Source organism: Cohnella sp. 56 (assembly GCF_037963805.1).
Lineage (GTDB): Bacteria > Bacillota > Bacilli > Paenibacillales > Paenibacillaceae > Cohnella.
The window spans coordinates 174070-186105 of sequence record NZ_JAZDQE010000008.1 but is presented as its reverse complement, the minus strand read 5'-3'; the positions used below and the strand labels follow the sequence as shown (position 1 = coordinate 186105).

Annotated in this window: 16 protein-coding genes and 1 riboswitch; of the genes, 5 read left to right on the top strand and 11 right to left on the bottom strand. The window is 63.3% G+C overall.

What is annotated here, in order from left to right:
• Positions 1-30: 30 nt before the first annotated feature.
• The 4 genes from tsaD to tsaE are packed head-to-tail and all read right to left on the bottom strand — an operon-like array spanning position 31 to position 2937.
• Complete coding sequence (tsaD, locus tag VQ071_RS15840; protein ID WP_340515059.1) at positions 31-1068, bottom strand: tRNA (adenosine(37)-N6)-threonylcarbamoyltransferase complex transferase subunit TsaD; 1038 nt, start codon at positions 1066-1068, stop codon at positions 31-33.
• Positions 1065-1526, bottom strand: coding sequence for a ribosomal protein S18-alanine N-acetyltransferase (gene rimI / locus VQ071_RS15835; RefSeq protein ID WP_445293297.1), 462 nt, complete (start codon positions 1524-1526; stop codon positions 1065-1067). Before rimI ends, tsaD begins: the two co-directional genes overlap by 4 nt.
• Before the next feature lie 23 nt (positions 1527-1549).
• Positions 1550-2410 carry a tRNA (adenosine(37)-N6)-threonylcarbamoyltransferase complex dimerization subunit type 1 TsaB gene (gene tsaB, locus VQ071_RS15830; protein ID WP_340515057.1) on the bottom strand — a complete coding sequence of 287 codons (861 nt, stop codon included), beginning with the start codon at positions 2408-2410 and terminating at the stop codon, positions 1550-1552.
• Entirely contained in the window at positions 2407-2937 is a 531-nt protein-coding gene (gene tsaE / locus VQ071_RS15825; protein WP_340515056.1) for a tRNA (adenosine(37)-N6)-threonylcarbamoyltransferase complex ATPase subunit type 1 TsaE, read from the bottom strand. The genes tsaB and tsaE overlap by 4 nt, the downstream gene beginning before the upstream one ends.
• A gap of 786 nt (positions 2938-3723) precedes the next feature.
• Between tsaE and VQ071_RS15820 the strand changes: the two genes are divergently transcribed.
• Positions 3724-4302, top strand: coding sequence for a hypothetical protein (locus VQ071_RS15820; RefSeq protein ID WP_340515055.1), 579 nt, complete (start codon positions 3724-3726; stop codon positions 4300-4302).
• 109 nt (positions 4303-4411) lie between these two features.
• Here the strand turns inward: VQ071_RS15820 and VQ071_RS15815 are convergent, their stop codons facing one another.
• Positions 4412-5854: an aminotransferase-like domain-containing protein gene (locus VQ071_RS15815; protein ID WP_340515054.1), complete on the bottom strand. Its 1443-nt coding sequence runs from the start codon at positions 5852-5854 to the stop codon at positions 4412-4414.
• A 261-nt stretch (positions 5855-6115) separates the two neighbouring features.
• Between VQ071_RS15815 and VQ071_RS15810 the strand changes: the two genes are divergently transcribed.
• Positions 6116-6325 carry a hypothetical protein gene (locus tag VQ071_RS15810; RefSeq protein ID WP_340515053.1) on the top strand — a complete coding sequence of 70 codons (210 nt, stop codon included), beginning with the start codon at positions 6116-6118 and terminating at the stop codon, positions 6323-6325.
• A gap of 154 nt (positions 6326-6479) precedes the next feature.
• Here the strand turns inward: VQ071_RS15810 and VQ071_RS15805 are convergent, their stop codons facing one another.
• The 3 genes from VQ071_RS15805 to VQ071_RS15795 all read right to left on the bottom strand — a co-directional run bounded on the left by VQ071_RS15805 (position 6480) and on the right by VQ071_RS15795 (position 8021).
• Positions 6480-6926, bottom strand: a complete 447-nt coding sequence (locus tag VQ071_RS15805) for a hypothetical protein (protein ID WP_340515052.1) — start codon at positions 6924-6926, stop codon at positions 6480-6482.
• Positions 6927-7152: 226 nt separating this feature from the next.
• A complete protein-coding gene (locus VQ071_RS15800) occupies positions 7153-7353 on the bottom strand; it encodes a CsbD family protein (RefSeq protein WP_340515051.1) in 201 nt (66 codons plus the stop codon).
• A gap of 98 nt (positions 7354-7451) precedes the next feature.
• Entirely contained in the window at positions 7452-8021 is a 570-nt protein-coding gene (locus VQ071_RS15795) for an FAD-dependent oxidoreductase (protein ID WP_340515050.1), read from the bottom strand.
• Positions 8022-8205: 184 nt separating this feature from the next.
• Between VQ071_RS15795 and VQ071_RS15790 the strand changes: the two genes are divergently transcribed.
• Positions 8206-8994, top strand: a complete 789-nt coding sequence (locus VQ071_RS15790; protein ID WP_340515049.1) for a DUF4362 domain-containing protein — start codon at positions 8206-8208, stop codon at positions 8992-8994.
• A gap of 47 nt (positions 8995-9041) precedes the next feature.
• Here VQ071_RS15790 and VQ071_RS15785 read toward each other — a convergent pair whose 3' ends face one another.
• Together VQ071_RS15785 and VQ071_RS15780 are read right to left on the bottom strand one after the other, a co-directional pair.
• On the bottom strand, positions 9042-9218 hold the full coding sequence (locus VQ071_RS15785; RefSeq protein WP_340515048.1) for an H-type small acid-soluble spore protein: 177 nt from the start codon (positions 9216-9218) through the stop codon (positions 9042-9044).
• Complete coding sequence (locus tag VQ071_RS15780; RefSeq protein WP_340515046.1) at positions 9215-9400, bottom strand: hypothetical protein; 186 nt, start codon at positions 9398-9400, stop codon at positions 9215-9217. The genes VQ071_RS15785 and VQ071_RS15780 overlap by 4 nt, the downstream gene beginning before the upstream one ends.
• Before the next feature lie 149 nt (positions 9401-9549).
• Between VQ071_RS15780 and ku the strand changes: the two genes are divergently transcribed.
• Complete coding sequence (gene ku / locus VQ071_RS15775) at positions 9550-10560, top strand: non-homologous end joining protein Ku (RefSeq protein ID WP_340515045.1); 1011 nt, start codon at positions 9550-9552, stop codon at positions 10558-10560.
• 225 nt (positions 10561-10785) lie between these two features.
• Positions 10786-10913: riboswitch (cyclic di-AMP (ydaO/yuaA leader) on the top strand.
• A gap of 12 nt (positions 10914-10925) precedes the next feature.
• Complete coding sequence (locus VQ071_RS15770) at positions 10926-11717, top strand: CAP domain-containing protein (RefSeq protein ID WP_340515044.1); 792 nt, start codon at positions 10926-10928, stop codon at positions 11715-11717.
• 81 nt (positions 11718-11798) lie between these two features.
• On the opposite strand, the gene VQ071_RS15765 is transcribed toward VQ071_RS15770, so the two are convergent.
• Positions 11799-12026, bottom strand: a complete 228-nt coding sequence (locus VQ071_RS15765; RefSeq protein WP_340515043.1) for a hypothetical protein — start codon at positions 12024-12026, stop codon at positions 11799-11801.
• Positions 12027-12036 lie beyond the last annotated feature (10 nt).

The following is a 12036-nucleotide window of genomic DNA, read 5'->3' as shown; positions in this document are numbered from 1 at the left end:
CATGCTGAACCGGCGTCTCGCGACAAGCCGCTAGACCGACCATTCCTCCAGCGACACCTGCGCGGAGGCGGCCAGATCGAGCGTTGAGAACTGTCCTCTGCGCCACTTCAGCTCGGCAGCCGCGCCGATCATGGCGGCATTGTCGCTGCAGAGCGCCATCGGCGGCACGAGCAGCGGCAGTGCGGCCGCCTCGCACAAGGCGGCCAGCCGTTCGCGAATGCCGCGATTCGCCGCGACGCCTCCGCATAGCAGCATCTGGCGGGCGCCGAATTCGGAGGCGGCGCGCATCGCCTTGGTCGTCACGACGTCGACCACCGAGTTCTGGAATCCGCGCGCGAGCGCGGCGAAGGAAGGCTCCAGCCCCTTCATCTTGGCCCGGTTGATCTCCGCGAGTACGGCGGACTTGAGACCGCTGAAGCTGAAGTCGTACGAGCCCTCCTCCAGCCAGGCGCGCGGCAGCGCGATCTCTTCTTCGGCTTGCCAGGCCAGCTTGTCCACATGCGGACCTCCCGGATAGGGGAAGGACAGGGCACGCGCGACCTTGTCGTACGCCTCTCCGACCGCATCGTCGCGCGTACGGCCGATGATACGGAAGACGCCTTCCTCCGGCAGCAGCACGAGCTCGGTATGGCCGCCGGATACGACCAGCGCCAGCGCGGGATATACGATCTCCCCGATCAGACGGTTCGCGTAAATATGACCCGCTATATGGTGCGTGCCGATGAGCGGCACGTCCCAGGCCATCGCCAGCGCTTTGCCGGCCACGACGCCGACGAGCAGCGCCCCGATCAGGCCCGGCCCCTGGGTGACGGCGACCGCGTCGATGTTCTGCCGCGATACGCCGGCTTCCGTCAGCGCCTCCTGCACGATCATCGTGATGCTCTCGACATGCTTGCGCGAGGCGATCTCGGGTACGACGCCGCCGAAGCGCCGATGCGTCTCGATCTGGCTCGAGACGATGTTGGAGAGCACCGTGCGGCCGTCCCGTACGATGGCTGCCGAGGTTTCGTCGCAGCTCGTCTCGATGGCCAGCAGCAGGCTTCCGTTTTTATTTTCAGCCGACGTCATGACGATATCCCCTCGCTCTCGCGGCCGAGCGACGGGTGCAGATCCGCCCACATGATGAGCGCGTCCTCGTTGTTGTCCGAATAATAGCCAGGTCGCAGCCCTGCCGGACCGAAGCCGAGCTTGCGGTACAGACGCTGCGCACGCTCGTTCGACACCCTCACCTCGAGCGTCATGCGCGCCGCGCCAAGCCAGCTCGCCGTCTTCATCATCTCGCGCAGCAGCCGCTCGCCGAGCCCGCGGCCCCGATAAGCCTCGCGGACCGCGATGTTCGTGACATGCGACTCGTCCACGATCAGCCACATGCCGCCGTAGCCGAGCACCTTGTCGCCTTGCGCCATTACCATATACTTGGCAAACAAATTTTGCGTCAATTCGTTATGAAAAGCTTCGGCCGTCCACGGCGCGGTAAAAGCCTCCCGTTCGATCTCGACGATCGAATCAATGTCCGCCAGCGTCATCGACCGAAACTCGATCCTGTCGCTCAAGGCTGTCCCTCCGTCCGGGCGCCGCCGAGCTTGGTCTCCGCTTCGGTCAGCTGCGTATAGTTGGGCGCGAAGCTATGAACGTCGTCGGTGAGACCCTGTGCCAGACGCGCCGACGCGAGCAGCCCCATCGTGCCCGCATCCATCGCCAGCGGCAGTGCGGATGCGCCCGGCAGCGCCGCGATCGCCCGCTCGTGCGGGGCCGTCTCGCCGACGAACAGCAGCCTGACGCCTGTGTCCAGCGCGCGGTCGGCCAGCTCGCTGCCCCATTCGCCGATGAGCCTGATGCCGTCCTCGTCCAGCCGGCGCCAAGCCGCACCGTCCGTCGTCTCGAAGCGCGCACCGTACACTTGCCCGCGCCTGGCGTCCATGATCGGGACGACCCAGACGGGTTGTCCCGGCGTGTGCGCGACCCGGTTGTCGGTGTCCTTCAACTGCTCCGCGTCGCTCGCACTCGCCCTGGCGTCCGCATTCGCATCGCTATCCGCCGCTGTGTTTTCCCCGCGCAAATAGGGCCCGGCCGACATCGCCAACGTCTCCAGGCTGGAGAGGCCGACGAGCGGCTTGTCCCAAGCCCAGGCCAGCGTCTTGGCCGCGGACACGCCGATGCGCACGCCTGTGTATGAGCCCGGACCGCGCCCGACCGCGATCGCGTCCGCCGCTCCGGCGCCCGCTTCCGCCAGCAGCGCCTTCAGATCGGAGACGATCCGCACGGCGTGATTGCGCTCGGCATGCGAATGCCGGCTCGCGAGCACTTCGGCGCCGCGGCAGACCGAGGCGGCCAATACGGCTGTGGACGTGTCGAAGCACAGCACCAGCGGACTTCCCGCCGGCGACTGCTCTCTGCCGCCTATTGTCATCGCCGTTCTCCTCCTTCCTCCGCCGACCGGAGGTTCAGTTCCCCGCACCATGCTTCATATCGTGCGCCGAGCGGCCTGATGACTGCCAGCCTGCTCTCGGCACCGGTCAGCTCGAGCCGGATATGCAGGCGCTCCGGGGGCAGGAGCGGCGCGATCTGCGACGCCCACTCGACGAGCGAGACGCCGTTGCCTTCGAAGTATTCTTCCAGCCCCAGCTCGTCCGCCTCCTCCAGCGACAGGCGATAGACATCCATATGATAGAACGGCAATCTGCCGTCCTCGTATTCCTTCACGATTGTGAATGTCGGGCTGTTCACCATCCCGGGCACGCCCAATGCGGCGGCAAAAGCCTTCGCAAACCGGGTCTTGCCCGCGCCGAGATCGCCGTCCAGCGCGATCAGCGCGCCTGGGACGCACAAATCCGCCAGACGCTCGGCCAGCTGCACCGTATCCGCCTCGGACCGCAGCTCAAGCGTATATTCATGGACGCCGGCGGCACGCTCGCCGCTTCCGTACCCGTCGTTCATCGCGATATTTCTCCTCACCTATGCGGCTTGCCGCAGGTTGCTCTTAATTATATCGGGGCAGGGGCGAAGTTGCAAAGCTTCGGAGAGGCGGCGCCGCGACCCGCGTCGGCGCATTTTTTCCGCACCTGCCGGTCGCTCGGGCTGTCCGGAGGCAGACGGCCTTGGCTGCGCGCTGCCGCGCCGGCTGGCGCGGGAACCGCACGGTTCGGGGCGGTCCCGGGAGCTCTCGAAGGCGCTCTCGCGGGCGCTCTCCCCTCTCCCGCCAATGTTGTCAGGTTAAGGATCCTGTCGCTCCCCCGCGCGATCCTGACGCTCCCCGGCGCGTGGTCTTCATGAATGTATTGTCCTTGGTCTGTTTGTTGCGTGTGAACGAGCGATCCTGGACAACAGGGATGCGGCTACGTTGAAGTTCTTCCCCAAACCGTTCGTGCAACACAGCCTTGAAAGGGGAGATAACTGCCAAACCGCAGTTATTTCTCCTGCGACAGGACATCTGGCGGCGATAACTGCATTTATACAGTTATTTTCGAGTCTGAGCCGGATGACGGTCGATTTTCGCGAGATTAACTGTATATTCGCAGCTATCGCTCCGATAAATGCCGCCACCACGGAGATTAACTGTATATTTGCAGCTAACCTGACAACATTGCCTCTCCCGCCGCCCTCCCCAGGTCGATCGCTCGCCCCGTCCGAGGTCGGAGCCCAACTATATCCCGGGTACGTGCCGGCGGACCGTGTCGGCGGGTTATGATAGCAGTAGTTAACGACGAGAACGGAGGAATTATCGTGTACAGCGCCCTATTCGGCATGGAGTCCGCATTTTTGCTGCTCCTGCTCGCGTTCGCATGGACGGCCGGCAGCAAGGCTTCCCGGCTCTTGTACTTCGGGTCGGCGGAGCGGCTCGCCCGCAGATCGCGCAAGCTGCTGTCGTGGACGGTCTTCGCTTCGCTGGCGGCGATCAGCGCGGCAACCGCGGTCTGCCTCATGACGCGTTCGTATGACAGCGCCTTCTGGACCGGCCGTGCCGCGCTGCATCTGCCGCTGATCGCGCTGCCGGCACTCGGCATCTGGCTGTCTTCCCTGCCAAGCGTATGGCGCCTGTGGCGGGGAGCCAAGCGGCTGAACGGCGCGCATGTGCCGGCCGAGCTCGCGAAGCTGTCCGCCTCTCCGGCGATGATCGTGCCCTACCAAGCTGCCGCCATCGGCGCAGGCGCGAGCCTGTATTTCTTGTTTAACGCTCCCGTGCCGTGGGGAACGACCGACATCGCCGCCTTCGTGCTTGCCTATATGGCGCTCGCTTCGGTCCTGTGGGTCCTCCATCGGCGCAAAATGAAACGGCTCCGCGAACAGCGGGTCGCCGTATAAACGTATAGCCTGATCGGCATAAACTCTGATCGGCATAAACTCCGGGCCGGATGGCGTCGCGAGGCGACTCCTCCGGCCCAGTGCCGCCGAAGACGCGCCTCCGCACATGCTAGCCGCCGAGCAGCGTCTCCTTCAGCCTTATGACGCCGCGCTCGATCTCTCCGTCCGCCGGCTTCGCGTAGCATAGCCTCAGGCTCGATTCCTCCGCGCCGAATACCTGTCCCGGCACATAGGCCACGCCTGCCGACATCGCGCGCTCCAGCGTCCGGAGCTGCCGCGGATCACCTGGGCCCAGCCACCGGACCCACAGATTCAAGCCGCCAGCCGGCGGCACATAGGACACAAGCCCGGGCAGATGATAGTCGAGGCTGGCCCGCAGCTCGTCCATGCGACCGGCCAATTGTCCCCTGAGCCAGCCGATCTGCCGGTCGAAGGCATCTCCTTCGATCAGCTTGGCGGCGAGCCACTGCGGGATGACGCTCATCCCGAAGTCCATCTGCTGCCTGGCGTCCGCCAGCCTCGATACGATCTCCTGGGGTCCCGCCAGCCATCCGACCCTCAGCCCCGAAGCCGCCACTTTGGACAAGGACCCGACATACAAGATTCGTCCGCCCGGGTCCTCGGCCTTCAGCGGCAGCGGCGGCTTGCCGTCGAACGCGGTCAGGCTGAACGGGTCGTCCTCCACGATCGGTATGCCCGCTTCCTCCGCGATCCGCAGCAGCCTCGCCCTTCGCTCGGCGGACAGTACCGTTCCCGTCGGATTCTGATAATTCGGATTTAAGAAAAGCATCTTGAGCTTGTGCCTGCGATGCAGCCGCACAACGTCGTCCGGATCGATGCCTTCCGCGCCTACGCGAAGCGGAAACACCCGCAGCCCGGCCGATTGAAGCAGCGGCAGGGAGAAACAGTACGAAGGCGTCTCCACCGCCACCGCGTCGCCCTGGCTCAGCAGACATTGCATGATCAAAAAAAGCGACTGCTGCGAACCTGACGTAATGAGCAGCGAAGAGGCCGACGTCCCGATGCGCAGATGCCGCCACAAAAAAGAGGCCAGCGCCTCGCGAAACGGACCGTAGCCCTGCGGGTCGTCGTACCCGAGCGGGCCGTCGTAAGGCCGGCCGGCAAAAATACCGCGGACCGTCTCCCCGGGGAACAAAGTGTCCGCCAATTCCCCGCTCGCAAAATTCACCAGTCCGGCATCCTTGCGCAAGCCGGATCGGATGCGCCGCATCGCGTCCGAATTGGGCAGCATCGTCCCGACATCGAGATACTTCCGCCAATCGGCCGAGCGCAGCGGGGAAGCGTCCGCCTCCGGCTCCGTTCCCGCGACGAGCGTCCCGCTGCCGACCTTCCGCACGACCAGGCCCGAAGCCCGCAGCTCCTCATAGGCCTGGATTACGGTCGTCCGGTTGACTCCCAGCTCGGCAGCCAGCTTGCGCTCCGCTGGCAGCGCAGTGCCTGCCGTCAGCTCTCCCCGCCCGATCCGCTGCTCGAAGTAGTCGGCGATCTGCCTGTATACCGGCTTGTCCAGACTTCGATCGGGTAGCCACACGCTGCATCCCTCCATGACCTCCATTATCCGCTGTTCCGTCCCGACGGGCAAGGAAGAGCGTCCGCCGGCAGCTGCCGATCAGGGGGCTGTCGATCTTAGATCTGTCAGATCGGACAGCTCTAAGATCGGACAGCTATCAGATCGGAGGCCTGTCCGATTGGAGGATGAATTGGATGGGCTGCAAAACCGGCGAATTGGAGGATGCGGACAAACGAAAAGCCTCCTATGCTGGTAGCAAAACCGCAAGGAGGTGCGCCAACCATGAACGTCGCCTATCTGATCGGCGCGGTGGTGTTCGTCATGGCCGCCGGATTCGCGGCCACGCTGGCCGTCGGCTGGTCGAATGCGAACCGCAGCGAGAACACCGGCTACGGCAGCGGCACAGGCAAGAAGTGGACCCGGCTCGGCTTGATTTATGTATTGTGCGTCGCCATCGTGCTGGCCGTTTTTTTCGCCATCCTGAATCGTTAGCATAAAATGCCGGAGGTGAACCGCATGCTTTATATTGTCATCCTGTCGTTCTGCATGGCGGCGGGTATCGCCGCACTATTCGTCGCAGGCAAGTCGATCATCGATTCCGAAGGGGACTAAAGAGACCGGGGCTCCCTTCACCGGGTCGGCTCTTCTACAGCCAGTGCATAAACCGTCCCTGCCTGACGGGCACGCCCTGCTTCTCCGCCCAGCGAAGCAGCAGGAGGCCCGCGCTCCTGTCCTCCAGATCCAGACACAGGCGCACCGGCACGACGCGCTTGCCCCGCGGCAGCAGACCGACGAGTCCGCGATGGATGCGCAGCTCCCGCAGCGCCTCGCCGGTCAGCGTGACGCCGTTCACTGTCAGGCGGCTGCCTGCCAATACCATCTCGGCCTTCAGCGCCGTTCGGCGCACCAGCAGGTACACCAGACAGCCGGCCGAAAAAGCCACCAGCGCGCCGTGCATATACCAGAGCGAGCCGTCGGCTTGATGCAGCAGATTGCCGAGAGACAGCAAGAACAGTAACGTGAACCCCGACAACTGCTTCATATCGAGCGGGTATTTGACGGGTATTATACGGATCGCCGCCTTCTTTTCCATATTGATCGTCCCTTCAGGCGCACGCCTGTCCGAATCCGAGCTTGGGATCATCCTATGCGGACAGCGTGCAGATTAGAACAGCAATCCGTATCGCCCCTTCGATGCTCTGTTCCTGCCGCCTCCACAACCCACAACCGCAAAGACACAGCCCCCTCGGCTGTGTCCAAATGCGTCCCGCCGGCTTCAACCGGCAAGAACCTATATAATAGAAGAATGCACGCGGCGCTTAGCGATCGGTGCGATCTCTGGTGTTTTCCTTCCACTCGCCGATCTCCTGCTGCACCTTGCCCTTGACTTTGTCCCACTTGCCTCTGGCCTGCAGTCCCGCGTCATCGGTGAGGTTGCCCCATTGATCCTTGGCCTCGCCCTTCGCCTGGTTGACTGCACCTTTGATCTTGTCGCTCCAGCCTTCCGTATTGCGATCCATACAGAGCCTCTCCCTTCCTGTGCATGAGTTGGTTATACGGATTGTTACCCGGGAGACAGCGTTTCCAAACATCGGTCAGCCCTGCCGAATGCGGGAAGTTATGTCCCCGGCTTCTGAATATCGTGGTCGACGTAACGTTCGCCGTTCAGCTCGCTGATGACGTTGATCGCTACCTTGGCCCCGTCGCCGGCCGTGATGATCGTATGGACGCTGACGCCCGCCGCCGTACCCGCCGCCCATACGCTGCCGATGCTCGTGCGGCCGTCAGGCGCCGCATCGACGACAGTTTTGATCCGCGGCTCCGTGCCGGGCTTCGTGCGGACGCCGCTCGCTTCGGCCAGCTCGGCCATAAGTCCCGTGGCGAGAATCACATGCTGCGCTTCATAATCGCCGCCCTCCGTCTCCACTCTAATGAAGCCGTCTCCCGCCGTCAGCCGCGTGGCCTTGGCCTGCACGAGCTCTGCGCCGAACTTCGCCGCCTGCCGCTTGCCCGTCTCGACGAGCTCCGGTCCGGAGATCGCTTCGACGCCGTAGTGGTTCTCCACCCAGGCGCGCTTCGTGATGCTCTGGTCGCTGTCGATGACGAGGGTCGACTTGCCCGCCTTCGCCGTGAACAGGGCCGCGCTCGCTCCGGCAGGACCGGCGCCGATTACAATGACATCATACATATTCCTCTCTCCCTTCGGATATGCGGATATTGAACGCACGCCTGCCCATATATTCTAGCACGTTCTGCCAAGCCTTCCCAGATCCACAAGGGCTCATGGCAAGATTGCAGCAACAAATGCTGGAAGTCGACGTCTGTATATGTAAAAAAAGGCGGTGTCCAGCGTGCCTCGAACGAAACTCCCAATGAATACGCGAACAGTCGGCGTCCTTATCCTGCTGCTCGCCGCGATCGCGCTGGCGGGCTGCGAGAGCAAGTCCGGACAGGATTGGAAGCCGGCTGCGGCCGCTGCGCGGGGCTATGTTGTGCTGTCCTTCTCGGGACCAGTGAATCCGGGTCCCCTGCCCAAGTTCGTGCAGTCGGTAGCAGCCGGCGAACCGGCCTCCGTCAAGCTCGTTCACTATACGGTCGAAGGCGATCCGATCCTCCTCGAAGCGCAGTACGACGGAAAGGAGATCCGGTATGCGAAGGACAGCAGCATGGATGCCTTCGGCGCCGGCAAAGTCGTCAAACAAGTATGCCGCGGCGCGGAGATGCGCAGCGGGACGGACGGGACCGTATATGCGCTGACCGGCTGCGAAGGCGGGGATGTAGAGCTCGCTACGCTGCCTAAGCTTGATCTGCCGCAGCGGGTGGAGACGGCAGCCTATGCGGCCGAGCTGACGCTCGTCCCGGAAGAGGGCACGGGCGCCTACAAACCCGTCATCCGCAACCTGGGCGACGCGGACCTCGTATGCGGCGTGGAGTATGCCATCCAGAAGCAGGAATTCGGCACCTGGATCGGTATTAGCCCCAAGGAAAACGCGGCTTTTCCCGCGAACCAGCTGACGCTGAAAACCGGCGAATCGTACGAAATGGACAGCCTTGGCGGGACGTACGATTGGCCGCCGGCCCCGGGACAGTACCGCGTCGTCAAGTCGATTGAACTGGGCTCGACCTCACTGCGGCTTGCGGCAGCGTTCAAAGTTCCTTGAACCTACAGAAGGGCGCCCCGACGGGGCTCCCTGGTCCAATCGATATGCTATTCCGTCAGCCGGTCCACAGCTACCGTCTGAACGTCCGTCGGCTTCTGTCCGACCTGGACGGTCGCCATGCCGTTCGCCTCGTCGACTTCCTCGATCCAGACGGGCTGTCCTTCCAGCTTCACCGCGATCATGTCCTTCGATTCGAATATTTGCTTGGCCCGTTCCGTGTTCACGATGGATCGTCCCCTTCCTTTTCCCGCATCGTATCGGTCGTCGTCTCCTCGATCAAGCCGTTGTCGAACGTGACCTGTCCGCCGCCGAGCCCTTCGTTGATCATGCGGTCGATGTCCATGTCGTAGTTGTCGCGGCCTTCATAGATGTGATCCTGGACTGGAGCTGCTTCGTCGTCGCCCATGGTCATCCGGCTCCCTTCGCTTGTCTGCTATGGCGTCTGGCGCATGCATCGCGTTTCAGGATGCCCGATTCGGCCGCTTCGTATGAATCATGCGCCGCCCAGGGAACCCTGTAGAACATACGGACCTACCCAAGGAGGCCAAGAAGCGTATGCATACCGTATGGAAGGGCGCCATCAGCTTCGGGCTCGTGCATGTGCCCGTCAAGATGTTCACCGCGACAGAGGACAAGGACGTGCATCTGCGCCAGATTCACAAGGTGTGCGGCACGCCGATCTCCTATACGAAGAGCTGTCCGCACTGCGATCGGGCGGTCGAGACGGATGAGATCGTGAAGGGCTACGAGTACGAAAAGGGCCGCTTCGTGCTGTTCGACGAGCAGGAGCTTGAAGCGATCAAGCCCGAGAATACGCGTACGATACAAATTTTGGACTTTGTCGCGCTCGAAGAGATCGACCCGATGTTCTATCAGAAAACGTATTATCTGGCGCCGGATCAAGCGGGTGCGGGCGCGTACGGGCTGCTGCTCGAGGCGATGCGGCAGTCCGGGCGGATCGGCATCGCCAAGATCGCGATCCGCAGCAAGAGCAGCCTCGCCGCCATCCGCTGCGTCGACAACTGCATCTGCATGGAGACGATGTTCTACCCGGACGAGATCCGTGCGATCTCGGGCGTGCCCGGCCTGCCGCAGCAGCAGGCGGTCAACGAGCGCGAGCTCGACATGGCCAAGCTGCTGATCGAGCAGCTGTCCGCGCCCTTCGACGCCGCCAAGTATACGGACGACTATCGGGCTGCGATGCTGGACGCCATCAACCGCAAGGTCGCCGGGCAAGGCGTCGATGTCGTGACCGCGCCTGCGGCCGAGCGGACCAATGTCATCGACCTGATGTCCGCGCTGCAGGCGAGTCTCGCCGCCGTCAAGACGGGGGACGCGGCTGCGAACGGCGCGCCGGCTGCGGCGGCCGGAACGCGCGGCGCCGGGCGCAAGTCCGCGATTCAGGGCGACACGGGCTTGCCCGGCGCAGCAGCGGCAGACAAGCCGAAGCGCTCGCGGGCGAAGCCGGCTGTGCCCGGCGCCGCAGCGGCGGGCGGCGATGCCGCTGGCGGGGCCCCGGCGGGGACGCCGTCCCGCAGGCGCAAGGCGAGCGAGCCTAAATCTTGAGCCGAACCGGCGATGAACGGGCATGCATATACTTGCATCGCACATCAATCGCGGACAAATTGCGCATTTCATGACGCGGCCGCCACAATGAGAATATTTTAAGAAGCGGCGAACGCCCCTTCCGAATCCCGCGCGGGACAAGGAAGGGGCGTTTTCAGATTTTCTAATATATGGATCATGGTAATATTTATGCCGTGAACCGGCCGGATTCGGCTGATAGAATGTGAAGCATCCGAGCCGAAGCCCGAGAGGGCACGGGGGAACCAGGCATATGGGGTGAAGCCGCTTCATGCGGCAGGGCGTTCTCCGACCTAACCCGTCAGCTAACCTCGCAGGCTTAACCTATAAGGGGGAATTAAGCTTCCATGAAAAACAATCGTATCGGTCAACTGGCACTGTCCGGCGCTCTCGTCCTGTCGCTGGCAATCCCTTTCAGCGCATCCGCAAACGCCGCGACGACCTCGGGCACGCCGACGGTCCGGACTTACACATATACGCTTAACGCATCTACAATCGACGCATCGCAGCTGCAGCAATATCTCGGATCGTTCGACTGGCAATCGCTGCTGGCCGGGTTGAACGGCGGCGGAGCCAACGGCTCTGCACCGACTGTGACGCCTGCTCCGACAGCTAGGCCTGCTCCGACCGTGCAGCCCACCGCTCCGGCAGCCACGCCTGCACCGACCGTGCAGCCATCCAAGCCGGTTGCCACGCCCGCACCGACCGCGCCGCCATCCATCCCTGCCGGCGCCGGCAGCGGGACGACAGGCTCGGGCACATCCGTGCAGCAATCCGACTTCGCCGCACAAGTCGTCAACATCGTCAATCAAGAGCGCGCCAAAGCCGGCCTGTCCGCACTGAAGACGGACGCGAAGCTGACGACGGTCGCCGATGCCAAGGCCAAGGATATGTACAGCAACAACTACTTCGACCACAACTCGCCGACGTACGGTTCGCCGTTCGATATGATGAAGCAGTTCGGCGTGACGTACAGCTATGCCGGCGAGAATATCGCCAAAGGCCAACGCTCGCCGACCGAAGTGATGACCGCGTGGATGAACAGCGCTGGGCACAAGGCGAACATTATGAACGCCAACTTCAAGTCGATCGGCGTAGCCTACTACAACGGCGAATGGGTGCAAGAGTTCACGGGCTGATCGGCCCGTACCGCCTCACAGGGGCCGTCCCGCAAGTCATGCGAATGACTTCGGGGCGGCCCCTTTTTTGGGGGCGGGCAGCTACAGGAGCAGCGGCAGCGCCAGCACGATCAGGCCGGCCACACTCATCCAAGCGCCTTGGACGCGGATGCGCAAGCTGGCTTCTTCGGCCTCCTTGTCCGCTCTCCTCTGCATACGGCTGCCCGCAGCCAGTCTCAGGACAGCCCTCGGATGCAGCACGGCGAACAGAGCGGTTCCTGTCCAGAACACAAGCACGAGCGACAGCAGCGCGCCCGCCTGAGGCGGCACCGGAATAAAC